Origin of the sequence: Pseudonocardia ammonioxydans (genome assembly GCF_900115005.1) — a bacterium.
GTDB classification, from domain to species: domain Bacteria; phylum Actinomycetota; class Actinomycetes; order Mycobacteriales; family Pseudonocardiaceae; genus Pseudonocardia; species Pseudonocardia ammonioxydans.
In genome coordinates this window covers 21530-47103 of sequence record NZ_FOUY01000018.1, presented here as the reverse complement: position 1 = coordinate 47103, position 25574 = coordinate 21530, and the positions used below count along the sequence as shown (strand labels likewise).

The following is a 25574-nucleotide window of genomic DNA, read 5'->3' as shown; positions in this document are numbered from 1 at the left end:
AGGTTGCGCACATGCCCGGTGCACACTCGCCCTCGGAGGACCACGGTCACGACCGCGGGGTGACGGTGAACCCCGTCTTCTCCGCGGAGCCCGTCGAGGTCCCGCGGTTCACCCTGCCCGGCGGCGGCCTCGACCCCGAGGTCGCCCGCCAGATCGTGCACGACGAGCTGATGCTCGACGGCAACGCCCGGCTCAACCTCGCCACGTTCGTCACGACCTGGGCGGAGCCGCAGGCCGTGCGGCTGATGGGCGAGTCGCTCGACAAGAACATGATCGACAAGGACGAGTACCCGCGCACCGCCGACCTCGAGCAGCGGTGCGTACGGATGCTCGCCGACCTCTGGCACGCGCCGGACCCCGCCCGGGCGATCGGCTGCTCGACCACCGGGTCGTCCGAGGCGTGCATGCTCGGCGGGCTGGCGCTGAAGCGGCGCTGGCAGCACCGCCGCCGGGCCGAGGGGCGCCCGGCCGACCGGCCCAACATCGTCATGGGGGTGAACGTCCAGGTCTGCTGGGACAAGTTCGCGAACTACTTCGAGGTCGAGCCCCGGCTGGTCCCGATGGACGGCGACCGGCTGCACCTGGGTGTCGAGGAGGCCCTCGCGCGCTGCGACGAGAACACCATCGGCGTGGTCGCCGTGCTCGGGTCCACGTTCGACGGCAGCTACGAGCCGGTCGCCGAGCTGTGCGCGGCGCTCGACGACCTGGCGCAGCGGGGCGGGCCGGACGTGCCGGTGCACGTCGACGGCGCCTCCGGGGCCATGATCGCCCCGTTCTGCGACCCGGAGCTGGAGTGGGACTTCCGGCTGGCCCGGGTCGCGTCGATCAACACCTCCGGGCACAAGTACGGGCTGGTCCACCCGGGCGTCGGGTGGGCGGTGTGGCGCGACCGCGACGCCCTGCCCGAGGACCTGGTGTTCCGGGTGAACTACCTCGGCGGCGACATGCCGACGTTCGCCCTCAACTTCTCCCGCCCCGGCGGGCAGGTGATCGCGCAGTACTACCAGTTCCTGCGGCTGGGCCGGGACGGGTACGCGCGGGTGCAGGGCACCTGCCGCGACGTCGCGACCGCGCTGGCCCGCGCGATCGCGGACACCGGGGCGTTCCGGCTGCTCACCGACGGGTCCGAGCTGCCGGTGTTCGCGTTCACCGTCGCCGACACCGAGCCGTTCTCGGTGTTCGACGTGTCCGCCGCGCTGCGGGAGAGCGGGTGGCTGGTGCCGGCGTACACGTTCCCGCCGGACCGGACCGACCTGGCGGCGCTGCGGATCGTGGTGCGCAACGGGTTCGGGCACGACCTCGCCGGGCTGCTGCTCGACGACCTGCGCCGGGTGCTGGAGCGGCTGCGCCGCCAGAGCGCGCCGGTCCGCGGCGCGGAGGCCGCCGGGTTCGCGCACGGAACACGCTCGTCCTCCGGCTGAGAGCCTGCTAGCGTCGCGGATGCGCCCCCGATGGGCCTACCGGAAGGAGTTCACCTCCGCCGACGCGACGCGTCGGCGTTTCCCGCACGGGCCCGCGGGCGCAGTTCTCCCCGACGTGTGTCGGTACTCCCGACCTGCTGTCCACCGCTCTGTCGCCACGGTCCCGCATCCGCACGACATCCGCTCGACCTGGAGACCGTTCATGCCCTGCACGTTCAACCACACCATCGTCGCCGCCCGGGACCGCTCGGAGTCCGCGGCGTTCTTCCGCCACGTCTTCGAGGCCGCCGAGGCGCCGTCCTGGGGCCCGTTCACCAACCTGATGCTCGACGGCGGCGTCCTGATCCAGTTCGCCGACCTGCCGACGGACGTGTTCCCCGAGATCCAGAACCAGCACTACGCGTTCCTGGTCGACGACGACCTGTTCGACCGGGCCCACGCGCGGCTGGTCGACGGCGGCGTCGAGCACTGGGCCGACCCGCAGCAGCAACGGCCTGGCGAGATCAACCACGGGCACGGCGGGCGCGGCGTGTACTTCCGCGACCCGGCCGGGCACTTCCTGGAGATGATCACCAGCCCGTACGTCTGATCCGGGGCCGGAGCGAATCCGCTGGCCGCGGGCCGCAGGGGCGGATACGGTCGCCGACCATGCCCGGTTGACGCACTCTCCCGCCCCCGGCCCGCGTGCTGGTGCGCCTGTTGCTGCTGCGCCAGGCGCTGCACCACGCGGTGCCGTTGTTCTCGCTCTACGCGCTGCTGTTCGACGCCGCCGGGCTGGACCTGGCCCGGATCTCGGCGTTGTTCGTGCTCTGGTCGGTCGCCGGCCTGGTGCTCGAGGTCCCGTCCGGGATGCTGGCCGACCGCTGGTCGCGGCGCGGCGCGCTGGTGGCCGACGGCCTGCTCACCGGAGCCGGGTTCGCGGTGTGGCTGCTCGCTCCCGGGTTCGCCGGGTTCGCCACCGGGTTCGTGCTCTGGTCCGGAGGCGGGGCGCTCGCCTCGGGTGCCCTGGAGGCGCTGACCTACGACGGGCTGGCCGCGCACGGGGCGGCCGCCGCGTACCCGCGGGTGCTGGCCGCGCTGGAGACCACCGCACAGCTGGCCCAGGTCCCGGCGGCGCTCGCGGCGACGCTGCTGCTCACCGCGCCGGACGGCGCCCCCGGCCCCGGCACCTACGCGGTCGCGGGGTGGGTGAGCGTGGCGGTGTGCGGGGCCTCGGCGGCGGTGTCGCTGGCGGTGCCACACCGGTTCGGGCCCGCCGGCCCGGGCAGCGATAGCAGGGCCGGTGCCGGCGGCAGTGCCGGTCACAGTGGCGGCGGCAGTGCCGGTCGCAGTGCCGGTGGCGGTGCCGATCGCAGTGGCGGTGGCGGTCGCACCGACAGCGCCGACGGGCCTGCCGGAACCCGCGACGACGGAGTGCTCGCGGGGCTGCGGCTCGCCTGGCGGACCCGCGGCCTGCGGGTGCCGCTGCTCGCCGTCGCGGCGGTCGGCGGCATCGACGCCGCCGAGGAGTACTTCCCGCTGCAGGCGGCGGCCTCGGGGGTACCGGTCGAGCTGGTCCCGGTGGCACTGCTGGCCGTACCGCTGGCCGGTGCCGCCGGATCGGCGGCGGGCGGATGGCTCGCGGGCCGGCCGGCGCTCGCCGTCCCGGCGATGCTGGGCTCGGCCGCCGGGCTGGCGCTGTCCGGGGTCGCGACACCGGTGGGACCGCTGGCGCTGCTCGGCTGCTGGGGACTGTTCCAGGCGGTGAAGGTGGTGACCGGCGCCCGGCTGCAGGACGCGATCACCGGCCCGGCCCGGGCGACGGTCACCTCGGTCGCCGGCCTCGGGACCGAGCTGGTCGGGATCGCCGTCTTCGGGATCTGGGCCCTCGGTGGCCCGGTCGCGGCCGCCGGATTGTGTGCCGCGGCCGCGCTGCTGCTGGTGCCGTACCGGGCCGCGGCCCGGCGGTGAGGGCCGGCCCGGCCGTTCAGCGGACGTGTGCGAGCACGTTGACGACCGTGCCGCCCGGGTCCTCCACGAAGAAGCGGCGCACACCCCACGGCTCGGTGGTGAGCGGGTACACGACACGCAGTCCGCGGCGCACGGCCTCGGCGTGTGCGGAGTCGACGGCGCCGGGTTCGCCGAGGTCGACACCGAAGCGCGGGGGCGGGTCCTCCGTCCCCGGGGGCAGCACGAGGACCTGCGCCGAAGGGGTGTCCGGCGCCACCAGGGCCAGGGCGGGGTCCTCCATCGCGGCCTCGAACCCCAGGACGCCGGTGTAGAAGTCCCGGGACGCGGCGACCGCGCCCCCGTCGGCGTACGCGACAACTCGTCTGATCACGGGTCCACGGTCGCAGGTCGCCGCCGCGGCCGGCGTGGACGAATCGGAACCCGCGCCACGCGCGGGTGCCCCCGTCAGCCGTGCGGGTGGCCCGGGTCGATCCAGGGCACGTGCTCGGGGTCGGCGACGCCGTCGATGTCCAGGTTGACCACGATCGGCTCCTGCCCGGAGCGGGTCAGCACGCACTCGAGCGGCTCGTCGTCGAGCGCGTTGATCTCCTGGTGCGGCACGTACGGCGGCACGAAGATGAACCCGCCCGGCCCTGCCTCGGCGGTGAACTCCAGGTTCTCGCCCCAGCGCATCCGGGCCCGGCCGCGCACCACGTAGATGACGCTCTCCAGCTCGCCGTGGTGGTGGGCGCCGGTCCGGGCGCCCGGGTGGATGGTGACCGTGCCGGCCCACAGCTTCTCCGACCCGGCCCGGTCGTGGGTGACCGCGGCGGCCCGGTGCATACCCGGCGTCTGCGGGGTGTGGGTGTCCAGGGCGTCGCCGGGGACGACGCGGACGCCGTCGTGGCGCCAGTCGGTGGCCATGCACCGACCCTAACCCCGGGCTCAGGACGGCCGGGTGGCCCGGAACCGGAACGAGCGCTGCCCCAGCTCGGTGCCGGGCCCGGCCAGGCCGGCCGCGGACAGCCGGGCGGGCAACCCCGCCGGATCCACCGCGGTCAGCGTGTCGCCGATGTGGATCAGACGGAAGCGCACCGACATCCGGGTGTCGATCCCGGCGAAGGTCCCGCCCGGGCGCAGCACCCGGGCCGACTCGGCGAACAGCCGGTCCTGCTCGGCCGGTGTCGGGACGTGGTGCAGCATCGTGAAGCAGACGACGGCGTCGAAGCTCGCGTCCGGGAACGGCAGCGCGGCACCGTCGCCGGGCCGCACGTCGACGCCCAGCTCGCGGCCGAGGCCGTCGCGCAGGTCGGCGGCCATCACCGGGTCGACCTCGAGCGCGGTGAGCGCCCCGGCCCGCGGGGCCAGCCAGCGGGTCGTGACCCCGTAGCCGGGCCCGATCTCGAGCACCTCGCCGGTGAGGTCGACGTCGTGGGTGGCCCACGGCAGCGTCCTCCCGTGCATCCGCTCGGCCCAGGAGTCGGAGCGGCAGATCCGCCGGTGCAGCACGTTCATCGCCATGACCGCGACCGTAGGACCTCCGCGCGCCGGACGCTCAGATCATCAGCGCGGTGCCCACGGCCGCCACGAGCGCCCCCACCCCGAGCACGAGGGAGAACCCGGCGTTCCACCGGCGCCCGGCCGCGCCGGCGCCGCCGTCCGCCTCCCAGGAACGCCGGCGTGCGACGACCAGTCCGAGACCCGCGCCGGCCGCCACGCAGCCCAGCATCCAGAACGGCACGGAGACCCAGCTCACGGCGCCGGCGGCCCACGCGACGACCAGGAAGAACAGCGCGGTGCCCACGGCCGAGGCGACGTCGGTCCGGCGCAGCGGGCGCCGCGTCCGGCCCCACCCGCCGCGGGCCGTGCCGAGCAGGGTCGTGCCGGCCAGCAGCGGGAAGCCGACCGCGATCACCACCCCGATCAGGCCCCTGATGTCGCCGGCGTCGATACCGGTGCTGCCGTTGCTGCCCCCGGCCTCCCGGGCCGTGAACGGCGACGGGACGCCCAGCAGCTCGGCGGCGATCCGGTCGACACCCGCCTCGGAGTTGCCCAGCACGATCGCGGTGCGCCCGGTCGCGGGTTCGGCCAGCACCGACGTCGAGACGCCGCCGGAGCCGCCGTTCTTCCAGAGCAGCGTGTGGCCGGTGCCGGCCGGGCCGGACACGGGGACCGTGTACCAGCCGTAGCCGATCCGGCCGAACTCCGACGGATGGCGCGCCTGCGCGGCGGCCGCGACCGTCGAGCCGGGCCGGTCAAGCGCCGCCGTGTAGCGGACCAGGTCGGTGGCGGTGGACCACACGCCGGTACCGGCGGGCGCGTCGCCCGCGCTGATCCACGGCGCGACGGCGTCGCCGGACTCGTCGTGACCGACCGCCGCCCCGGGCGGCGGTACCGCCGGGATCCCGGTGGCGGTCATGTCGAGCGGGCCGGTCACGTACCGCGCCAGCAGCTCCGGGTAGGGCGTCCCGGTGCGGACCGCGAGCAGCTGTCCGAGCAGCGCGTTGGCCAGGTTGGAGTACAGCGGCTCGCCGCGCTCGCCCAGCGTCGCTCCGGCGGCCGCGTCGAGGATCTCCTCGGGCGTGTGCGCCGGAGCGGGCAGCCCGAAGTAGACGTTGCCGAGCCCGGCCACGAGGTCGCCGAGACCGCCCGGCTCGCGGGGCAGCCCGGACAGGTGCGCGGCGAGCTCGCCCAGCGTCACGTCCCCGACCGGGCCCCACTCGCGGTCCGGCACGACGTCGCGCACCCGGTCACTGCCGCGCACGACGCCCTCGGACTCCAGCCCGGCCAGCACCGCACCGGTCATCGTCTTGGTGACCGACCCGATCTCGAACGGGGTGTCCGGCCCGACCGGCGTGCCGCGGCCGTCGTCCCCGATCCCGGCGTAGGTCGGCTCGCCGTCCTCGACGAGGGCGGCGACGAGGCCGTACTGCCCCGGCCCGGCGACCTCGCGCAGGCGTTCGGCCAGCACCGGGTCCCCCGTCCGCTCCGGCCCCGGGGAGGCCGGTGCCGGAGCGACCGCCCAGCCGAGCAGCCCTGCCAGCACCGCCCCGGCGACCGCGACGGCCAGGACCCGCTGCCGCCCCGGAACCGCCGGACCCGCTGACGACGGCGGAGACGGGGACGGCGACGACGGAGACGGAGACCCGGTGACGACCACACCCTTATGTTATTCCGTAATTACGTCTGACGACAACTCAGATCGCGGTGAGCAGGCTGAGCGCGAACCGGTGGTCGGGGTCGATCCAGCGCCGGGTCGGCTCGAACCCGGCCGCCGCCACGAACTCGTCGATCACCTCGGTGCGGAACTTCGCCGACACCTCGGTGACCAGGTCCTCCCCCGCCAGGAACCCGACGTCGAGGTCCAGTGCGGACACCCGCACCCGCATGTCGCGGCTCGCGCGCAGCCGCATCTCGATCCACTCGTTCGCCTCGTCCCAGCAGGCGACGTGGGTGAACGCGTCGACGTCGAAGTCCGCTCCCAGCTCGCGGTTGAGCACCACCAGCACGTTGCGGTTGAACTCGGCGGTGACCCCGGCCGCGTCGTCGTAGGCGGGGACCATCACCTCCCGGTCGGTGACCAGACCGGTCCCGAGCAGGAGCTGCTCGCCCGGCTCCAGGACGTCGCGGACGTGCCCGAGGAACTCCTGGCGCGGCCCGGGCAGCAGGTTGCCGATCGTGCCGCCGAGGAAGGCGATCATGCGCTTGCCGCCGGGGTCGGCCCCGGGCAGCCGGTGCAGGTCCCGGGTGAAGTCACCGACGACCCCGTGCAGGGCCAGCCCCGGGTACGCCTCGTGCAGCTCGTCCATCGCACCGCGCAGCGCGGACTCGCTGACGTCCTGCGGGACGTAGCGGCGCAGCGTGCCCGCCGCGGTGAACGCGTCGAGCAGCAGCCGGGTCTTGGTCGAGGACCCCGACCCCAGCTCGACGACGGTGTCCGCCCCCGAGGAGCGGGCGATGTCGGCGACCGAGTCGGTGAGCAGCGCCCGCTCGGTGCGGAACGGGTAGTACTCGGGCAGCTCGGTGATCTTCTCGAACAGGGCGGATCCGCGGGCGTCGTAGAACCACTTCGGCGGCAGCTCCTTGGGGCGCGCGGTCAGGCCGTGGCGCACGTCCGAGCGCAGGGCCGCCTCGGCGTCGGCGTCGGTGAGATGGACGTCCAGCTGCATCGTGCCGGGAGTGGTCACACACTGCTCCTCACGTCGGTCACCCGCTCGGGCGGGACGGTCGTGCCCCGGTCAGCGGGTGGAGGTCGTGGCGGCCCGGGCAGGCCACCACCAGGTGCCGGTCGGGCACCTCGGTCCAGTCGGGGAACGCGTGGGTGGGCTCGGAGGCGACGGTCGCCGCGGGCTCCCCCGCGATCCCGGTCTCCGTGCGGACGGCGAGCGCGTGCCGCCAGGCGGTCGCCCAGATCGTCGTGCCGTCGGTCAGCAGCAGGTTCAGCCGGGAGCCGGGGGCGTCGTGCTCGACCCGCTCGCAGGTCTCGGCGAGTACCGCGGCCGGGTCGTCACCGGCCCGCAGCCGGGACCGCACCAGCGCCCACAGCACCGCCGAGTCGGTCGGGGCGTCGAGAGTGAGCAGGTCGGTGACCGGGAGCCCGGACGCGGCGGCGGCCAGGGAACCCGGCCACCCCCGCACGACGCCGTTGTGGCTGAACAGCCAGCGGCCGTCGGTGAACGGGGCGGCCGCGGTCTCCACCACGGGCATCCCGACGGTGGCCGAGCGGATCGCCGCCAGCACCGCCCCCGAACGTGTGGCCCCGGCCAGCGCGGCGAACGAGGTGTCGGTCCACAGCGGTCGCGCCGACCGGACCCGGACCGGTTCCGGGGCCGGGCTCTCCGGGCGCGCACCGGGCACCGACGGATACCAGCCGGCGCCGAAGCCGTCGGCGTTGATCGTGCCGCCGCCGCGCATGTCGGCCGGGGCGTAGGACTGCGCGAGCAGCCCGTGCTCGGGCTCGAGCAGGATCTCCGCCAGCGTGCGCGGCGGACCGAGGTGGGCCAGGTGCCGGCACACCGTCAGTGGTCGACGCCGGGACGGGCGGTGCGCGCCAGCCTGAACCCGGAGAAGATCTGCCGGCGCACCGGGTGGTCCCAGTTCCGGAACGTCGCCCGCATCGCCGCGGGGTCGGTGCCGAACGAGCCGCCGCGCAGCACCCGGTAGTCCCCGCCGAAGAAGACCTGCGAGTACTCCGGGTACGGGAACATCCGGAACCCCGGGTAGGGGCGCCAGCCCGAGTCGCACCACTCCCACACGTCACCGAGCAGCTGGTGCACCCCCAGCGCGGACGCCCCCGCCGGGTAGGCGCCCACCGGCGCGGGCCGCAGGTGCCGCTGACCCAGGTTGGCGTGGGCGGGCGTGGGCTCCTCGTCGCCCCAGGGGAACCGGCGCGACCGGCCGGTGGCCGGGTCGAACCGGGCCGCCTTCTCCCACTCGGCCTCGGTCGGCAGCCGCCGGCCGGCCCAGCGGGCGTAGGCCTGTGCCTCGTGGAAGCTCACGTGCACCACGGGCTCGTCCACCGGGACCGGTTCGACGACGCCGAACCGGCGCCGCCACCAGGTGCCGTCGGTGTCCCGGCTCCAGAACTGCGGTGCCGTCAGTCCCTCCGCGGTCCGGTGCGCCCAGCCGGTGTCGGTCCACAGCCGCGGGTCGTCGTAGCCGCCGGCCTCGACGAACGCCGCGTACTGCCCGTTGGTCACGGGATGGGTGTCGATCAGGAAGGCCGGCACGTCGACGGTGTGCGCGGGACGCTCGTTGTCCAGCGCCCACGGCTCCGCCGAGGTGCCCATCTCGAACGGGCCGCCGGGCACCAGGACCTCCGCGCCGGGATCGGCGGGCGTGGCCGGGCGCGGCGGCGCGGGCGCGTCGAGCACCGGCGCGCCGGCGCGGAGCTGGTGGGTGGCCAGCATCGTCTCGTCGTGCTGCTGCTCGTGCTGGACGATCATGCCGAAGGCGAAGCCCTCGTGCTCCAGCGGCCGGCCGCGCAGCGGGCTGCGGTGCAGCGCGTCGAGCGCCTTGTCCCGGACCTCGCCGACGTACTGGCGCGCCTCGGGCGGGGTCAGCAGCGGCAGGTCCACCCGCGACGCCCGGGTGTGCTGGAACGCGTCGTAGAGACCGTCGATCTCCGGGCGCAGCGGTTCGCGGCCGCCGACGTCGCGCACCAGCCACAGCTCCTCCTGGGAACCGATGTGCGCGAGGTCCCAGACCAGCGGGGACATCAGCGGCGAGTGCTGGGTGACCAGCTCGCCGTCGTCGAGGGCGGTCAACCGGGTGCTGCGCTCGCGGGCGCGCCCCAGCAGTGCGGCCGTGCGGTCGCGCACGGCCTCCGGGGTGTCGCCGGGGGCGGCGGGGCCGGTGATGGGCGGAACGGTCATCGCACGCTCTCCTCGATGCACGGGACGGGCGCGCCGGAACCGGGTTCCGGGCGCGGCACGGGCACGGGGCCGTCGGACGGGTCGGTGTCGGCACTGTCGGCGGTGTCGCTGCCCAGGTGCAGGCCGGGCGGGAACGGCACCGTGGTCGGGCGGGCACCGTCCTCCAGCCCGACGGGCTCGTCCGCCGGGCAGCGCCCGCGCAGCACCCGGTGCTCGGTCACCTCGCGCAGGCGGTCCCGCAGCGCCGCGGGCGCGACGAGCAGCGGGTCCGCAGCGCCGTCGAGCAGGCCGTGCGCGAGCGGGAACAGCTCGGCCGCAGCGGCGGCCAGGTCCGGGTCGGCGAGCGCGTCGCGGGCGGCGGGCACCCACGCGTCGCGCACCGGTTCACAGATCTCCCGGACCCGGTCGACGACCGCGGGCGAGGAGGTCAGCGCCAGCAGCACGGCCACCGGCAGGGCCCAGTCGGCACCGGGCTGGCCGTCGACGTAGCGCACCTCGAGGTGCCCGTGCGGGCGGACCGGCGGGAACAGGGTGGAGACGTGGTAGTCGAGGTCGGCGAGCGTCGGCGGCCGGGCGAGCACGCCGTCGCGGCAGGCCCCGGACGCCCAGTCCGCGAACGTGACCCCCGCGGGCACGGCCCAGGACCCGGTGCCGCGCACGCACAGCAGCGGGGTGTCGACCACGCGCGCCGCCCAGGCCGCGGCGGGGTCGGTGTCGGGTCCCGGTGGCGGCGCGGTGCGGCAGGGGTCCAGGCTCAGCCAGCACGCCTGGCGGGAGGACTTCCACCCGGTGCGGCGGCCGTGCTGGACCGGGGAGTTCGCGAACGCCGCGACGAGCACGGGGCCGAGCTCGTGCAGCACCGCCCAGCGCCCGGCGACCGCCTCGGGCGGCCCCGCGTCCAGGCAGACCTGGACCGCGGAGGTGGAGCACATGCCGCTGCGGCCGTGCGGGCCGACACGGTCGAACACGCACTCCATGGCGGCGTAGCGGGGGAGGTCGAGCACCCGCCGGGGCGGCCGGACCGGGTCGGCGGCGCGGGCGTGCGGGTGCAGCCCGTACCGGGCGAGCAGCTCGTGCAGGTGTGCGGTGTCGGCGGTGACGTCGCCGACGAGCGGTTCCAGCCCCGGCGACGGCGGGCTGGAGATCTCGATCTGGCCCCCCGGTTCGACGGTGACGGCACCGCCGGCCGGGAGGGCCCGCCCGTGCGACGCGGGGTCGAGGGCGGGCGGGGTGTGCGCGCCGAGCGCGGCGCGCAGGGTGTCCGGGGCGACCGCCTCCCCGGGCCGGTCCGGGTAGTGGAGGATCCACTCGAGCTCGACACCCACGAGGCTCGGGGGGCCGTGTTTGAAGCAGACCGAGGCGACGTAGGCCTCGGCCGCAGCCCGGCTCCGGAGCACGCCGTCCCCCTGCGCGGTGCTCGGGTCGTCCGCTCTCACCACGCCGACGCTACCCCCGGTCCCCGACACCCGCAGGTCGTCGACACGTCGCGGGGGCCCGGGCCCGGGCAAGCCGGACAACCGTACGGAATACTGGGGGCATGCCCCGCGTGAGCACCGACCAGCTCGCCGCCCGCCGGCGCCAGATCCTGGACGGCGCGCGCACGTGCTTCGCCGACCACGGTTACGAGGGCGCCACCGTACGGCGCCTGGAGCAGTACACGGGGCTGTCCCGCGGTGCCATCTTCCACTACTTCCGGGACAAGGAGGCGCTGTTCCTGGCGCTGGCCGAGCAGGACGCGGGCCGGATGGCCGACGTCGTCGCCGAGCAGGGCCTGGTGCAGGTGATGCGCGACCTGCTCGACGCGCACGGCGACCGCAGCTGGCTCGGGACCCGCCTGGAGGTGTCCCGGCGGCTGCGCACCGACCCGGAGTTCCGGGCCCGCTGGCAGGAGCACTCCGGAGCGCTCACCGCCGCGACCCGGGCCCGGCTGGAGCGGCAGGCCGCCGCCGGTGCGCTGCGCGACGACGTGCCGATCCCGGTGCTGGCCCAGTACCTGGAGCTGGTGCTGGAGGGCCTGGTCTCGCACCTGGCGATGGGGTTGCCCGTCGACGACCTCGGCCCGGTCCTCGACGTCGTGGAGAACGGGGTGCGCGCCGCCGCCCGCACCCCGTGACGGGGCCCCCGCCGCGGGCGCGGATGATCGGGTCCATGCCGTTCCCCTTCCACCCGGCCGGTGACGATCCGGTCCCGGCCGCCGTCCGCGGGTTCAGCCGCGCGCACGCCGATCTCGTCGAGCTGCACGAGGACCCGATCCACGTCGTCGCCCGGCACCGGGCACCCGGCCGCCGGGTCGGCCTCGTCTCCGGCGGCGGGTCCGGGCACGAGCCGCTGCACGCCGGCTTCCTGGGCCGCGGGATGCTCGACGCCGTCGCCCCCGGGCCGGTGTTCACCTCCCCGCACAACAAGGCCGTGCTGCACGCTTCGCGGGCCGCGGCCGGGCCCGCGGGCGTGATCCACGTCGTGAAGAACTACACCGGCGACCGGATCAACTTCGGCATCGCCGCCGAGCGGCTGCGGATGGAGGGTGTCGACGTCGGCCGGGTGCTGGTCGACGACGACCTGGCCACCGACGGCCTCGACACCGCGACCGGCCGCCGCGGGACCGGGGCGACCGTGGTCGTGGAGAAGATCCTCGGCGCCGCCGCCGACACCGGCGCGGGCCTCGACGAGCTCACCGCTCTGGGCACCGACGTCGCCGCGGCCTCGCGCAGCCTCGCCGTCGCGTCCCGGGCCCAGACCTCGGCCCGGACCGGGGAACCGGCGTTCGCCCTGGACGGCGAGCTGGACTACGGCGTGGGCATCCACGGCGAGCGGGCGCGGGCGTCGATCCCGCGGCCGCCGACCGAGGAGCTCGTCGCCCGGATGCTCGACGAGCTCGTCGCCGGGCTGCCGGACGGTCCCGACGACTGCGTGCTCGTCGTCAACGGGATGGGCGCGACGACGCTGCTGGAGCTCTACGTGCTCGCCGAGCTCGCCTCGGCCGGGCTCACCGAACGCGGGCTCACCCGGGCCGGGCTGCTGGTCGGCACGTTCGTGCCGGCGCTGGACATGGCCGGGTTCTCGCTCACGCTGACCCGGATGCAGCCGTCCTGGAAGGACCACTGGGCCGCGCCCGCCGAGACCGCGGCGTTCCCCCGCCGCACCGAGGAGACCCGATGATCGACCAGGACGCGGTGCTGGACCGCTTCGCCCGCGCCGTCGAGGACGGCCACGGCGCGCTCACCGACCTCGACCAGCATTCCGGGGACGGCGACTTCGGCGACAACCTGCGGGCCGGTGTGCGGCACGCGGTCGGGCTCGCCGAGCGCGGGCCGCGGCGCGGGTTCGCCGCGCTGGGCGAGGTGTTCCTCGACGAGGTCGGCGGCACCAGCGGGCCGCTGCTCGGGCTGCTGTTCACCGAGATCGCGCGGGCCCTGACCACGGCGCACGGCGCCACGGGAGCATCCGGCCCCGCCGACGACGACCTCGCGGCGCTGGCGTCCGGTGCGCGGGCCGGGCTGACCGCGATCCAGCGGGTCGGCGAGGCCGAGGAGGGCGACCGGACGCTGGTCGACGCCCTCGCCCCCGCGGTGGCCGCACTCGGCCGCGACGGCTACGCCGCGGCGGCGACCGCGGCGCGCGAGGGCGCCGAGCGGACCGCGGAGCTCACCGCGCGGCACGGCCGGGCGTCCTACCTGGGGGAACGGGCGAAGGGCGCCCAGGATCCCGGGGCGGTCGGGGTGGCGCTGCTGTTCTGGACGATCGCGACGGTCGCCGAGCCCGGCGCCGATCTGCCGTCGCCGCTGCCGGCCGCGGCGTGACCCACCTCACGACCGGGTGATCCTCCCGGGCGGTTGGTCCGCAATCGTCCCTGTCCGTCCTTTTCGGAGCCAGGAACCCGGTTGCCCCCGGCGGCCGGATCCACTTCGGTCGTCCCCGACGCCGATGTGCCGGGGGGACCATGGGGCGGACACGGAAGCGGACACCGAACGGCGTCCGCAGGCGGAGCGCGGTCGTACACCGGCGGGTGGGTCTCGGGCTCGCGCTCGTGCTGCTGGTCGAGTTCGGCACCGGGACGCTGCTGCTCTACCGGCGTGAGCTCGCCGGGGACGGTGCCGACGGGCCGTTCTGGGGGCTGCTGCTCAACCTGCACGACTGCGGGCTGGCCTGCCCGCACCTGCCCGGGCACGTGCCGGCGCTCGCCGCCGCCGTGCCGGGACTGGGTGGGACGACCTGGGGCGGGCTCGGGCTGGGCGTGCTCGGCGCCGCGCTGGCCGGGCTGGCGCTGAGCGGCGTGGCGGCCTGGTGGCCGGTGCGCCGGTTCGGCCGCGCGGTCCGGGCCACGCTGCGGCCCAAGTTCGACCGCGGCCCGTTCCGGCGGCACCGCGACCTGCACGACCTCGCCGCGCTGGCGGCGCTGCCGCTGCTGCTGGTGTGGGCGGTCACCGGTGCGGTGAACGGGGTGCTCCGGGCCGGGCCCGGGATGGCCACCGGCATCGGGGGCCTGGGCCTGCACTCCGGGGCGTTCGTGCCCGGGTGGGCCCGGGTGCCCTGGGCGCTGGCCGGGCTGGCGGTGCTCTACGTCGCCGGGTCCGGGATCCGGACGTGGCGGATCCGCACCCGGCGCACCCGCCGGGCGGGGACCGGGCGGGCGCCGGCGATCCCGCGGCAGCGGACAGCGGCGGACCCGCGGGCCGCCGAGCCCGGCGCGTCGGCAGCCGGGGCGGGCCGTCCCGCCGTCGAGTCCGGGACGGACACGACCGGACCGGGCCTCGGACCCACCCGGCGCGCGCGCACCGGCCCGGGTTCCGGGGACACGGGTTCCGGCGCGGTGGCGGGTGCTCCCCCTGCCGGGCCCGGCGCCCCGCCCGGGCTCCCGGACCACGTCGTGGCCGGCTCGGTCGTGGCCGACGCGGCGCTGGTCACGGACCGGCACACCCCGGCGACGGCACCGCGGCACCAGCCACCGGCTGCACCGCGCGCGCCACGCCTGCCGGCCGCGGTGTCGATCCCGGCGGGGGTGGGCCGACCGGTGCTGCCCGCCACGGTGCCGGTCCGGCCGGCCGGGGCCGGCGCGGCCCGGTCGCGACCCGAGCACGGCGGGTGCCGGGTGCCCGCGCTCCGGACGGTCGCGCTCGTCCGGACGGCCCCGGGCGGCGGCACCGCGCAGGCGGCCACCCAGGTCGCTCCCCCGCCGGTCGCCGCGTCGGCGTCCCCGGCCGTCCCGCACCCGGCCGCGGTCCACCGGAGCGCGGCCCCGGTCGGGTCCGCGGCCGGGACCTCACCGGCGGACGGCACGCGCACCACCTCGGCGGGCGGGCGCGGCACCACGCCACCGGGAAGCGGCAGCCGCACGACGCCGCCGGTCGATGCCGGTACGGCGCCGGAGGCCGACGGCGGCGCGGCATCGCCGGCGACGGTTGCCGACCGGCCGCCCGCACCCCGGAACGGGCCGGTAGCACCGGTGCCGGCGCAGCGCCGGCACCCGCCGGGCACGTTGCCGCCGGCCCGGGCCCAGGACGCCACCGACGGGAACGCGGCAGCCAGGAACGCGGCAGCCGGGAACGCCGCCGCGCCCGGGCCGCCCGCCCCGTGCGAGCCGGGCCGCCGGGCGCGCAACCCCTACAGCCGGCGCCGGCGGCGGCGTGCCCGGGGCCGGCGGTCCTGACACAGCGTGGCCCAGGGCCGCGGCCGCCGGTGGCGAGCATCGTCACCGGCGGGCTCGACGATCCCGGGCCGGGCACCGCGGCGAGCCGTGCGGCGAGCACCCGCCTCGCCGACCGCCGCGGGCTCCGCCCGGGTCGTCACCCGGGGTGACTCGGCGACGGCCGGGCGGGCTCGGGGCAGGGGTCGGGGCACGGGTTCACGCGCCCCGGGCGGTCCGCTCCCCGGTCTGCGGCGCGAACTGGGTCCGGTACAGCGACGCGTACCGGCCGTTCGCGGCCAGCAGCTCCTCGTGGGTACCGCTCTCGACGACCCGGCCCGCGTCCAGCACGGCGATCCGGTCCGCCGAGCGCACGGTGGACAACCGGTGCGCGATCACGATCGCCGTCCGCCCGGCGAGGGCCTCGGTCAGCGCCTCCTGCACCGCCACCTCCGACTCGGAGTCCAGGTGCGCGGTGGCCTCGTCGAGGATCACCACCCGCGGCTTCGCGAGCAGCAGCCGGGCGATCGTCAGGCGCTGGCGCTCCCCGCCGGAGAGCCGGTAGCCGCGCTCCCCCACCACCGTGTCGAGCCCGTCCGGCAGCGCCTCGAGCAGCTCGCCGAGGCGGGCCCGGCGCAGCGCGTCGACCATCTCGGCCTCGCCGGCCTCCGGCGCCGCGTAGCGCAGGTTCTGCGCGATCGTGTCGTGGAACAGGTGCCCGTCCTGGGTGACCATGCCGACGGTGCGCCGCAGCGTCGCGAAGTCCAGGTCCCGCACGTCGGTGCCGGACAGCTCCACGGCGCCGGAGTCGACGTCGTACAGCCGGGGCACCAGTGCCGCGAGCGTCGACTTGCCCGCACCCGAGGGCCCGACCAGCGCGAGCAGCCCGCCGCCGTGCACGTGCAGGTCGACACCGTGCAGCACCTCGGAGTGGCTCCGCTGGTCGAGCACGGCGACCTCCTCCAGCGAGGCCAGCGACACGTCGGCGGCGCTGGGGTAGGTGAAGCGCACCGCGCGCAGCCGCACGTCGACCGGGCCGTCGGGCACCGGCCGCGGATCCGGTCGCTCGGTGATCGTCGGCCGCAGGTCCAGGACCTCGAAGACCCGCTCGAACGCGACCAGCGCGGTCATGACGTCGACGCGGGCGTTCGCCAGCGCCGTCATCGGGGTGTACAGCCGGGTGAGCAGCAGCCCGAGCGCGACGACCGTGCCGGCCGGGATGGCACCGGTCACCGCCAGGTAGCCGCCGAGCCCGTAGATCAGCGCCTGGGCGAGCGCGGACACCAGCTGCAGCGCGGTCACGAACAGCCGCGACACCATGGCCGAGCGCACCCCGATCTCGCGGACCCGGGAGACCTGGCCCCGGAACACCCCCGCCTCCTCGTCGGGGTCGCCGAACAGCTTCACCAGCGTGGCGCCGGGCGCGGAGAACCGCTCGGTCATCTGGTTGCCCATGGTCGCGTTCAGCTCGGCGGCCTCGCGGCGCAGCTCGGCGAGCCAGGTGCCCATCCGGCGCGCGGGGAGCACGAACACCGGCAGCAGGAGCATCGCGAGCACGGTGACCTGCCACGCCAGCCCGATCATCACCGCGACGGCCAGCACGAGCTGGATGGTGTTGGCCAGCACCGTCGACAGCGTGCTGGTGATCGCGGTCTGGGCCCCGATGACGTCGTTGTTGAGCCGGCTGACCAGCGCACCGGTGCGGGTGCGGGCGAAGAAGGCCAGCGGCATCGACTGCACGTGCGAGAACACCGCGACCCGCAGGTCCTCGATGAGGCCCTCGCCGAGCCGGGACGAGAACCAGCGCCCGGCGAGCCCGACGACCGCCTCGAGCACGGCCATCCCGGCGATCCCGGCGGCGATCACGATGACGACGCGGGCGGCGTCCGGGATCTCCCGGGCGGCGACGATCGTGTTGACCACCCGGCCGGCCAGCAACGGGGTCACGACGCCGATCACGGCGGTGACGGTGGTCAGCGCCAGGTAGGCGATCAGCCAGCGCCGGTAGGGCCGGACGAAACCCCAGATCCGGGGCCAGGTGCCCGGCGCGACGGAGCCGCGGCGGATGGACGGTGAGTCCGCTCCCCGGACGACCCCGCGCATCAGGGTGAGCGGGCGATCCAATGATGTTCCCTTCGCCGGTGGTGGACGGCGAAGGTTCACGTTACGACGGCGCGGGCCGGGCGACCCGGTGGAGCCCGACCTGCGACGACGCCGCCCCCCGGGCCGGTCCTGCGGCCCGGCCGACGGCGTCGCCCGCTCCCGACGGAGCTCCTGGCTACTTCTTCTTGGTCCGGGTGGCCCCGCCGCGACCACGCAGTGTCACACCGGTCTCGGAGAGAACGCGGTGCACGAATCCGTACGACCGCCCGGTCTGCTCGGCGAGCGACCGGATGCTGGCGCCCTTCTCGTACTTCTTCTTCAGGTCCGCCGCGAGTTTCCCCCGCTGTGTCCCGGTGATCCGGGCGCCCTTCTTCAGCTCGGCCATCGGCCCTCCTCATCCCCACCGCGGATGCCCCCGCGGACCGCCGCAACCGGCGCGACGATCAGGCCATGATGATCCAGATGACCATTTGCCGCCAGAACGCGGAAAACGGGATCGGTGAACGGTTACACCGAACGGCGCATAGTGATCAGTGACCGGCCGAATAGCCGTCCTTCGATCAGCAGAGTGCCGTCACCCGATGGAACCGGTGGCACACAATACGAACAACAGCGCGCGTTCTGCTCCGCGGAGATCGACGATCATGATGCTCCGGACGGGTGGTCACACGACCGTGCGACGACCGGTCGACGGGCGGGGCGTGCGGGCTCCCGGCCGCCGGTCACGCCAGCTGGACGAGCTCGAGGTAGTCGGCCGACCAGTGGTCCTCGGTGCCGTCCGGCAGCACGATCACCCGGTCCGGCTCGAGGGCCTCGACCGCACCCGGGTCGTGCGTCACGAGCACGACCGCTCCCTCGAACCGGCGCAGCGCGTCGAGCACCTGCTCGCGGCTGGCGGGGTCGAGGTTGTTCGTCGGCTCGTCGAGCAGCAGCACGTTCGCCGCCGACGACACCAGCCCGGCCAGCGCCAGCCGGGTGCGCTCGCCGCCGGACAGCGTCCCGGCCGGCTGGTCGAGCTGCTCGCCGGAGAACATGAACGAGCCCAGCAGCGTGCGCAGCTGCTGCTCCGGGGCGTCCGGCGAGGCGTGCCGGATGTTGTCCCAGACCGACCCGTCCATGTCGAGGGTGTCGTGCTCCTGGGCGAAGTAGCCGGTCCGCAGCCCGTGGCCGGGCACGACCTCACCCGCGTCGGGGGTCTCGGTACCCGCCAGCATCCGCAGCAGCGTCGTCTTGCCCGCACCGTTGAGGCCGAGCACCACGACCTTGGCCCCACGGTCCACGGCGAGGTCGACGCCGGTGAACACCTCCAGCGAGCCGTAGGCCTTGGACAGCCCCTCCGCCGTCATCGGGGTCCGGCCGCAGGACGCCGGCGTCGGGAACCGGATCTTGGCAACGCGGTCGGCCTGGCGCTCGTCGTCCAGCCCGGCGAGCAGCTGGTCGGCCCGGCGCGCCATGTTCTTCGCCGCGACGGCCTTGGTCGCCTTGGCCCCCATCTTGGCGGCCTGGGTGTGCAGCGCGGACGCCTTCTTCTCGGCGTTGGCCCGCTCCCGGCGGCGGCGCTTCTCGTCGGTCGCGCGCGCCTCCAGGTAGCGCCGCCAGTCCATGTTGTACTGGTCGGCCTCGCCGCGGGTCGCGTCGAGGAACCACACCTTGTTGACGACCGCGGCCAGCAGGTCGGTGTCGTGGCTGATCACCACGAGCCCGCCCTCGTGGCTCTGCAGGAACCCGCGCAGCCAGGAGATCGAGTCGGCGTCGAGGTGGTTGGTCGGCTCGTCGAGCAGCAGCGTGGTCGCCGATCGGGAGCCACCGTCGGAGGCCGCGAACAGGATGCGGGCCAGCTCCACCCGGCGGCGCTGGCCACCGGACAGCGTCCGCATCGGCTGGCCGAGCACCCGGTCGGGCAGCCCGAGATGGGTGCAGATCCGGGCCGCCTCGGACTCCGCGGCGTACCCGCCGAGCGCGGCGAAACGCTCCTCCAGGCGGCCGTACTCGCGCACGGCCTTCTCGTTCTCCGGGCCGTCGACCAGCTCGGCCATCGAGGTCTGGGCCTTCTCCATCTTCGCCAGCAGCGTGTCCAGGCCGCGGGCGGAGAGCACCCGGTCCCGGGCGCTGATCGACAGGTCGCCCTCGCGCGGGTCCTGCGGCAGGTAGCCGATCGGCGAGTTCGCCGTGACCGCACCGGAGTACGGCTCGCCCTCGCCGGCGAGCACCCGCATCGAGGTGGTCTTGCCCGCACCGTTGCGGCCGACCAGGCCGATCCGGTCGCCGGGCTGGACGCGCAGGTCCGCCCCGGAGAGCAGGATCCGCGAGCCGGCACGCAGTTCGAGGTCGGTCGTGGTGATCACGTGAAGGAGCTCCAGACGGAGTGGGTGGGACGCTGAGAGGCGGACGGGAGGACACACGGGTCCCCGGCGACGTCGGCTACTCGATCAGGACCACGGCTCCAGGCTACGGCCGGGGGCAAGCCGATACCGACGTAGGGTCGGCATCCATGACCGATCTCACCTCCCTGTCCGGCCGGGCGGCGCTGGTCACCGGGGCGTCCCGCGGCATCGGCCACGGCATCGCGGCGGGCCTGCTCGCGCGCGGCGCGTCCGTGGCGATCACCGGGCGGAAGGTCCCCGAGCTCACCGCGGCCGCCGAGGAGCTCGCCGCCCGGGCCGGGGTGGACGCCGGGCGGGTCCTCGCCGTGCCCGGCAACGCCGGCGACGCCGAGCACCGCGCCGAGGCGGTGGACCGCACGGTCGCGGCGTTCGGGTCGCTCGACGTGCTGGTCAACAACGCCGGGGTCAACCCGCAGTACGGCCCGCTGGTCGAGGCCGACCTCGACGCCGTCCGGAAGATCTTCGAGGTCAACGTGGTCGCTGCGCTCGGGTTCGTCCAGCAGGCGCACCGGGCCTGGCTGGGTGCGCACGGCGGATCGGTGGTGAACGTGGCCTCGGTCGGCGGCCTGCGGCCCACCGGGGTGATCGCGGCGTACGGCGCGTCGAAGGCGGCGCTGATCAAGCTGACCGAGGAGCTGGCCGGGCAGCTCGGGCCGGGGATCCGGGTGAACGCGGTCGCCCCGGCCGTGGTGAAGACCCGCTTCGCCGAGGCCCTCTACGCCCACGACGAGCAGGGCGTCGCCGACGGGTACCCGATGCGGCGCCTGGGTGTCCCCTCCGACGTCGCCGAGGCCGTCGCCTTCCTGGTGTCCGACGCCGCGTCCTGGATCACCGGCGAGACGCTGCGGGTCGACGGTGGCAGTCTGGCCGCGGGCCGGCACGGCTGACCCCGGCCCGGGTCGGCGCCCCCGGGGCGGAACGAGCAGCAACGCGGAGGGAACCGAGTGGACGAGGTCGACGTCCTGGTGGTCGGCGGCGGGCCCGCCGGGCGCGCGCTCGCCGGGGCGTGCGCGGGGCGGGGCCTGCGGACCGCGCTCGCCGACCCGGCCCCGGAGCGGCCGTGGAGCGCCACCTACTGCGCGTGGCCCGAGGAGCTGCCCGACGACCTGCCCGGGTCCGCGGTCGCGGCGCGGCCGCTCGCGCGGGCGGTGCTGCCCGGCGCAGGCGGCGACCGGGACCTGGGGCCCTACGCCGTCCTGCACACCGCGGGCCTGCGCGCGCACCTGGACTCCCGGCTCGGCGCGGTGACGGTCCTGACCGGGCGCGTCGAGAGCGACGACGTCGTCGCGGCGGGCGGCCGGTACCGGGTCCGGTTGCGCCGGACCGGCACCGCCGGGGCCCCGGCGGACACGACCGCCGGGCTCGTCGTCGACGCCACCGGTGCCCCCTCCCGGCTGCGCCCGGCGACGGGGGTGCGGGCCGAGCAGACCGCGTACGGCGTCGTCGTCGCGGAGGCGACGGCCGCCGCGGTCGTCGGGCCCGGAGAGGCCGTCTTCATGGACTGGCGCCCGCCGGCGGAGGCCGGACGGGCGGGCTGGACCGACTGGCCGACGTTCCTCTACGCCGTGCCCTACGGCGACGGCACGGTGCTGCTGGAGGAGACCTCCCTCGCCCGCCGCCCCGGGCTGCCGCTGCCCGAGCTGCGCGAACGGCTCGCCGCCCGGCTGGCCGCACTCGGCGTCGAGATCCCGGCCGACGCACCGGCCGAGCGGGTGCGGTTCCCGGTCGACACCCCGCGCGGGCCGCGGCACCCGGTCCCGTTCGGCGCCGCGACACCGCTGGTGCACCCGGCGACCGGGTTCAGCGTCGCCCCCGCGCTCCGGCTCGCCCCTCAGCTGGCCGCCGCGCTGGCCCGCCACCTGCCCGGCGACGCGGCCGGGGCGAGCGCGGCGGCGGACCGGCTGCTCTGGTCGCCGTCGGCCCGGGCGGTGCACCGGCTGCGCCGGCACGGGCTGCGCACCGTGCTGGACCTGCCCGCGGCGCTGGTGCCGGGGTTCTTCGACGCCTTCTTCGCCGGGCACAGCGGGCGGGCGTTCCTCACCGGACGCGACGACCTGCCCGGCACCCTGGCCGGCATGAGCGGCGTCTTCCGGGCGGCGACGCCCCGGATCAAGGCCCACATGCTTCGATCGGCGGCATCTTTTCACTCGATCGGGCGATGACGGTGCGGTGTCATGATCAGTTAACGGGCTACCCGTAGTAGCGTCGGAGCACTTGCCGGATCAGTTCCTGCCAGACGCCAGACGCCAGACACAGCACTCGTGGGCCGACCGGACGCCGCCGACGAGCGGCGCGACCGGGCCGGCCCGCTCCCCAACGGAGGCTGCCCATGTCCGCTTACCGGACCATCGTCGTCGGGACCGACGGCTCGTCCACCTCGTTCGCCGCCGTCGAGCGCGCCGCCGGTGTCGCCGCCGACAGCGGCGCGACCCTCGTCGTCGTGTCCGCCTACACCCCGGCCAGCCGCGAGGACACCGCGGCCGCCGAGGACGCCCTCAAGGACGAGGCCCACCTCGTCACCGGCTGGACCCCGGCCGAGGAGGCGCTGCGCGAGGCCGCCGACCGCGCCGCGGCCGTGGGCGCGAAGAACGTCACCACCCACGCCGAGGACGGGGCGCCCGTCGACGTCCTGCGCAAGGCCGTCACCACCCACCACGCCGACCTGCTCGTCGTCGGCAACCGCGGGCTCAACACCCTCTCCGGACGGCTGCTGGGCTCGGTGCCGTCCGACGCCACCCGCCGGGCCGGTGTGGACGTCCTGGTCGTCCACACCACCTGAGCGGGCCGGGCTGTGTCCACCGAGCCCGGCTCCGCCGCAGGGCCCACCGAGCCCGGCTCCGCCGGAGGGTCGACCGAGCCCGGTCCCGCCGGAGCGGACCAGCCGCTGCCCGACCCCGGCTCCGTCGACTGGAGCGAGCTGGAGGGCGGCGTCCTCGACGAGCTCATCCTGGGCACGCCGCGCGAGTTCACCCGCGACGAGCTCGTCGAGGCGGCGGGGCTGGACCCCGAGGAGTCGGGCCGGCTGTGGCAGGCCCTGGGCTTCCCGGACTCGGACCCGCAGGAACGTGTGTTCACCCGGGCCGACCTGCACGCCGCGCGCAAGGTCACCACGCTCAGCCAGGACTGGCTGCCGGACCCGTCGGCACGCGAGGCCGTGGCGCGCGCGATCGCCCAGTCGCTGTCCCGGCTGGCCGAGTGGCAGATCGGGATGCTGGCCCAGATGGCGGCCGCGCAGGTGGGTGAGCTGACCCCGCGGGCCGCCGCCCAGCTCGCCGCGCAGGTGCTGCCCGAGCTGGAGGAGCTGCAGTCCTACGTGTGGCGGCGCCACCTCGCCGCCACCGCGGCCCGCTGGACCGCGGGCGCGCAGCGCAGCGACGCCCAGCACATCGCCGCCGACACCTGGCCGCTCGCGGTCGGGTTCGCCGACATGGTCGGCTTCACCCGCACCACCCGGCGCCGGTCGATGGACGAGCTCGGCGAGATGATCGAGCGGTTCGGCGCGGTGACCAACGAGGTGATCGCGAACGGGCGCGGCCGGGTCATCAAGACCGTCGGCGACGAGGTCCTCTACGTCACCGAGCACCCGGCCGACGCCGCCGCGATCGCGCTCGGCCTGCGCGACCGGGTGCGGGGCGAGCCGTCGCTGCCGCCGCTGCGGATCGGGATCGCGAACGGCATGGTGCTCGCGCGCTACGGCGACGTCTACGGCGAGGTCGTCAACGTCGCCGCCCGCCTGACCTCGGAGGCCCGCCCGGACACGGTGCTGGTGGACCGCGAGATGCACGAGGCGCTGCGCGACGACCCGCGGTTCGACCTGCGCCGGATCGCCACCCTGCACACCCGCGGGTACAGCCACCTGCGGGCGTGGGCGCTGCGCGGCGCCCGGGAACGCTGAGCACTCGGGAGCACTGAGCCCTCGGAAACACTGAGCGATCCCCCGCCGGGCGCTTGACTTGAAGTCCGGTTCACCCGGCACGCTGGGCCGCATGACGACGACCACCGCCACCCCGACCGTGGCGTCCTACCTGGACCGGATCGGCGCCGCCGACGCGCAGGTCGGACCGGACCTGCTGGCCCGGATCGTCCGCGGCCACAACGCGACGATCCCGTTCGAGAACCTCGACCCGTTCACCGGGACCGAGCCGCCCGTGGACGGCGGGGCCGTCGCCGCGAAGCTGGTGCACGGCCGGCGCGGCGGCTGGTGCTTCGAGCACAACCGGCTGCTGCACGACGTGCTGGACGAACTCGGCTACCGGGTCACGCCGCTGGTCGGGCGGGTCCGGCTGGGCCTGGACGCGAGCGCGGCGGCGACCTCACGCACGCACCGGCTGACCCTGGTCGAGACCGACGAGGGTGTGTTCACCGCCGACGTCGGCTTCGGGGCGACCACCCCCACCGAGCCGTTGCGACTGGAGGCCGGCACGGTGCAGCGCACCGCGCAGGCCGAGTACCGCTACCGGCGCGGCCCCGGCGACACCTGGGTACTGGAACGGCGCGGCAGCGGCGACTGGGCCGACCAGTACGTCTTCGACCTCACCCCGACGCCCGCGATCGACTACGCGATGGGCTCGTGGTACCTGACCCACCACCCGGACTCCGGGTTTCGCCGCGGGCTGGCCGTGGCGCTGTCCGGGCCCGACCGGCGCAGCACGCTGAGCGGGAACCGGCTCACGGTGCGCGGGCCCGGGACCGTGGCCGAGGAGCACGAGCTGGGCTCCCCGGCCGAGGTCCTGCAGGCGCTGGACGAGGTGTTCGGCATCGACACCGCCGGCGTCGCGGGCCTGGCGGAACGGGTCCGCCGGGTCCACTTCACCGGCGCGTGAGCTGCCGGTGCGGGCCGAGCCTCAGACCCGGAAGCCGAGGGCGCGCAGCTGCTCGCGGCCGTCCTCGGTGATCTTCTCCGGGCCCCACGGCGGCATCCAGACCCAGTTGATCCGGACGTCGGAGACCAGGCCGCCGTCCGGGCCGGCGGTGAGCGCGGAGCGGGTCTGCTCCTCGATCACGTCGGTCAGCGGGCAGGCCGCGGACGTCAGCGTCATGTCGACCACGGCGGTGTCGCCGTCGCGGTCGATGCCGTAGACCAGGCCGAGGTCGACGACGTTGATGCCCAGCTCGGGGTCGACGACGTCCTTCATCGCCTCCTCCAGCTGGTCCACCGAGGCGCCCTCGCCACCGGCCGCCGCGGCCGGGGGCTCGGGCATCCCGGCCGCACCGCGGACGACGCCGTCGTCGGTCGTGGTGGTGTTCTCGGTCGTCTCACTCATGCCGGAGATCCCTCCGTGTCGGGCATGTCGATCGTCAGGTCGGTACGGCTGACCGCGTCCTTGAACGCCATCCAGCCGAGCAGCGCGCACTTCACCCGTGCCGGGTAGCGGGCGACGCCGGCGAAGGCGACGCCGTCGCCGAGCACCTCCTCGTCGGGCTCGACCTGGCCGCGCCCCTGCGCCATCTCCTGGAACGAGCCCAGGATCCGCCACGCCTCGTCGATCGACTTCCCCACGAGGAGGTCGTGCAGCACCGACACCGAGGCCTGGCTGATCGAGCAGCCCAGGGTCTCGTAGGAGACGTCGGCGATCGCCCCCGCGGCGGTGTCGACCTTCACCCGCAGCGTCACCTCGTCCCCGCACGTGGGGTTCACGTGGTGGGACTCGGCGTCGTAGGGCTCGCGCAGGCCGGACCCGTGCGGGTCGCGGTAGTGGTCCAGGATCAGCTCCTGGTACATCTGCTGGATCTGCATCGT

General features: G+C 75.6%; 25 protein-coding genes. 12 read left to right on the top strand and 13 right to left on the bottom strand.

All coding sequences use genetic code 11. The features are described from left to right. Window positions 1-11: 11 nt before the first annotated feature. From gad to BM093_RS17965, 3 genes are all read left to right on the top strand, one after another. A complete protein-coding gene (gene gad / locus BM093_RS17975; RefSeq protein WP_093344973.1) occupies window positions 12-1421 on the top strand; it encodes a glutamate decarboxylase in 1410 nt (469 codons plus the stop codon). Between the two features lie 202 nt (window positions 1422-1623). Next, window positions 1624-2010, top strand: coding sequence for a VOC family protein (locus BM093_RS17970; RefSeq protein ID WP_093344968.1), 387 nt, complete (start codon window positions 1624-1626; stop codon window positions 2008-2010). Window positions 2011-2105: 95 nt separating this feature from the next. After that, the gene (locus BM093_RS17965; RefSeq protein ID WP_093344963.1) at window positions 2106-3371 is read left to right on the top strand and encodes an MFS transporter; all 1266 of its coding nucleotides are present in this window, start codon (window positions 2106-2108) and stop codon (window positions 3369-3371) included. A gap of 16 nt (window positions 3372-3387) precedes the next feature. On the opposite strand, the gene BM093_RS17960 is transcribed toward BM093_RS17965, so the two are convergent. From BM093_RS17960 to egtA, 8 genes are all read right to left on the bottom strand, one after another. Continuing rightward, on the bottom strand, window positions 3388-3741 hold the full coding sequence (locus BM093_RS17960) for a VOC family protein (RefSeq protein ID WP_093344960.1): 354 nt from the start codon (window positions 3739-3741) through the stop codon (window positions 3388-3390). 74 nt (window positions 3742-3815) lie between these two features. Then, window positions 3816-4274 (bottom strand): cupin domain-containing protein, encoded by a 459-nt coding sequence (locus BM093_RS17955; protein ID WP_093344956.1) that lies wholly within the window; start codon window positions 4272-4274, stop codon window positions 3816-3818. A 21-nt stretch (window positions 4275-4295) separates the two neighbouring features. Then, entirely contained in the window at window positions 4296-4871 is a 576-nt protein-coding gene (locus BM093_RS37950) for a class I SAM-dependent methyltransferase (protein ID WP_093344951.1), read from the bottom strand. 34 nt (window positions 4872-4905) lie between these two features. Beyond that, window positions 4906-6396 carry a serine hydrolase domain-containing protein gene (locus tag BM093_RS17945; protein ID WP_177238549.1) on the bottom strand — a complete coding sequence of 497 codons (1491 nt, stop codon included), beginning with the start codon at window positions 6394-6396 and terminating at the stop codon, window positions 4906-4908. Between the two features lie 151 nt (window positions 6397-6547). Next, complete coding sequence (egtD, locus tag BM093_RS17940) at window positions 6548-7519, bottom strand: L-histidine N(alpha)-methyltransferase (RefSeq protein WP_093345335.1); 972 nt, start codon at window positions 7517-7519, stop codon at window positions 6548-6550. Between the two features lie 37 nt (window positions 7520-7556). Further along, window positions 7557-8366, bottom strand: coding sequence for an ergothioneine biosynthesis protein EgtC (egtC, locus tag BM093_RS17935; protein WP_093344942.1), 810 nt, complete (start codon window positions 8364-8366; stop codon window positions 7557-7559). A 2-nt stretch (window positions 8367-8368) separates the two neighbouring features. Beyond that, a complete protein-coding gene (gene egtB / locus BM093_RS17930) occupies window positions 8369-9724 on the bottom strand; it encodes an ergothioneine biosynthesis protein EgtB (RefSeq protein WP_093344937.1) in 1356 nt (451 codons plus the stop codon). Then, on the bottom strand, window positions 9721-11160 hold the full coding sequence (gene egtA / locus BM093_RS17925; RefSeq protein ID WP_245773602.1) for an ergothioneine biosynthesis glutamate--cysteine ligase EgtA: 1440 nt from the start codon (window positions 11158-11160) through the stop codon (window positions 9721-9723). Before egtA ends, egtB begins: the two co-directional genes overlap by 4 nt. A gap of 101 nt (window positions 11161-11261) precedes the next feature. Between egtA and BM093_RS17920 the strand changes: the two genes are divergently transcribed. From BM093_RS17920 to BM093_RS17905, 4 genes are all read left to right on the top strand, one after another. Further along, on the top strand, window positions 11262-11837 hold the full coding sequence (locus BM093_RS17920) for a TetR/AcrR family transcriptional regulator (RefSeq protein WP_093344933.1): 576 nt from the start codon (window positions 11262-11264) through the stop codon (window positions 11835-11837). A gap of 35 nt (window positions 11838-11872) precedes the next feature. Next, complete coding sequence (locus tag BM093_RS17915; protein WP_093344928.1) at window positions 11873-12883, top strand: dihydroxyacetone kinase subunit DhaK; 1011 nt, start codon at window positions 11873-11875, stop codon at window positions 12881-12883. Beyond that, window positions 12880-13524, top strand: a complete 645-nt coding sequence (locus BM093_RS17910) for a DAK2 domain-containing protein (protein ID WP_093344924.1) — start codon at window positions 12880-12882, stop codon at window positions 13522-13524. Before BM093_RS17915 ends, BM093_RS17910 begins: the two co-directional genes overlap by 4 nt. A gap of 206 nt (window positions 13525-13730) precedes the next feature. Beyond that, a complete protein-coding gene (locus BM093_RS17905; protein ID WP_177238548.1) occupies window positions 13731-15371 on the top strand; it encodes a PepSY domain-containing protein in 1641 nt (546 codons plus the stop codon). Between the two features lie 195 nt (window positions 15372-15566). Here BM093_RS17905 and BM093_RS17900 read toward each other — a convergent pair whose 3' ends face one another. The 3 genes from BM093_RS17900 to BM093_RS17890 all read right to left on the bottom strand — a co-directional run bounded on the left by BM093_RS17900 (window position 15567) and on the right by BM093_RS17890 (window position 19795). After that, window positions 15567-17471, bottom strand: coding sequence for an ABC transporter ATP-binding protein (locus tag BM093_RS17900; protein ID WP_093344917.1), 1905 nt, complete (start codon window positions 17469-17471; stop codon window positions 15567-15569). Between the two features lie 154 nt (window positions 17472-17625). Continuing rightward, window positions 17626-17835: a helix-turn-helix domain-containing protein gene (locus BM093_RS17895; protein ID WP_010240451.1), complete on the bottom strand. Its 210-nt coding sequence runs from the start codon at window positions 17833-17835 to the stop codon at window positions 17626-17628. A 337-nt stretch (window positions 17836-18172) separates the two neighbouring features. Then, window positions 18173-19795 carry an ABC-F family ATP-binding cassette domain-containing protein gene (locus tag BM093_RS17890; RefSeq protein ID WP_093344914.1) on the bottom strand — a complete coding sequence of 541 codons (1623 nt, stop codon included), beginning with the start codon at window positions 19793-19795 and terminating at the stop codon, window positions 18173-18175. Window positions 19796-19941: 146 nt separating this feature from the next. On the opposite strand from BM093_RS17890, the gene BM093_RS17885 reads away from it, so the two are divergent. From BM093_RS17885 to BM093_RS17865, 5 genes are all read left to right on the top strand, one after another. After that, entirely contained in the window at window positions 19942-20721 is a 780-nt protein-coding gene (locus tag BM093_RS17885; protein WP_093344911.1) for an SDR family oxidoreductase, read from the top strand. A gap of 57 nt (window positions 20722-20778) precedes the next feature. Beyond that, the gene (locus BM093_RS17880) at window positions 20779-21996 is read left to right on the top strand and encodes a lycopene cyclase family protein (RefSeq protein WP_093344908.1); all 1218 of its coding nucleotides are present in this window, start codon (window positions 20779-20781) and stop codon (window positions 21994-21996) included. A gap of 167 nt (window positions 21997-22163) precedes the next feature. Continuing rightward, window positions 22164-22613, top strand: coding sequence for a universal stress protein (locus BM093_RS17875; RefSeq protein WP_093344905.1), 450 nt, complete (start codon window positions 22164-22166; stop codon window positions 22611-22613). A gap of 12 nt (window positions 22614-22625) precedes the next feature. Next, the gene (locus tag BM093_RS17870; protein WP_245773601.1) at window positions 22626-23729 is read left to right on the top strand and encodes an adenylate/guanylate cyclase domain-containing protein; all 1104 of its coding nucleotides are present in this window, start codon (window positions 22626-22628) and stop codon (window positions 23727-23729) included. 91 nt (window positions 23730-23820) lie between these two features. Beyond that, window positions 23821-24657 carry an arylamine N-acetyltransferase family protein gene (locus tag BM093_RS17865; RefSeq protein ID WP_093344901.1) on the top strand — a complete coding sequence of 279 codons (837 nt, stop codon included), beginning with the start codon at window positions 23821-23823 and terminating at the stop codon, window positions 24655-24657. Between the two features lie 21 nt (window positions 24658-24678). Here BM093_RS17865 and BM093_RS17860 read toward each other — a convergent pair whose 3' ends face one another. Both BM093_RS17860 and sufU read right to left on the bottom strand, forming a co-directional pair. Next, window positions 24679-25098, bottom strand: a complete 420-nt coding sequence (locus tag BM093_RS17860; RefSeq protein WP_093344898.1) for a metal-sulfur cluster assembly factor — start codon at window positions 25096-25098, stop codon at window positions 24679-24681. Next, a complete protein-coding gene (gene sufU / locus BM093_RS17855) occupies window positions 25095-25571 on the bottom strand; it encodes a Fe-S cluster assembly sulfur transfer protein SufU (RefSeq protein WP_093344895.1) in 477 nt (158 codons plus the stop codon). Before sufU ends, BM093_RS17860 begins: the two co-directional genes overlap by 4 nt. Window positions 25572-25574 lie beyond the last annotated feature (3 nt).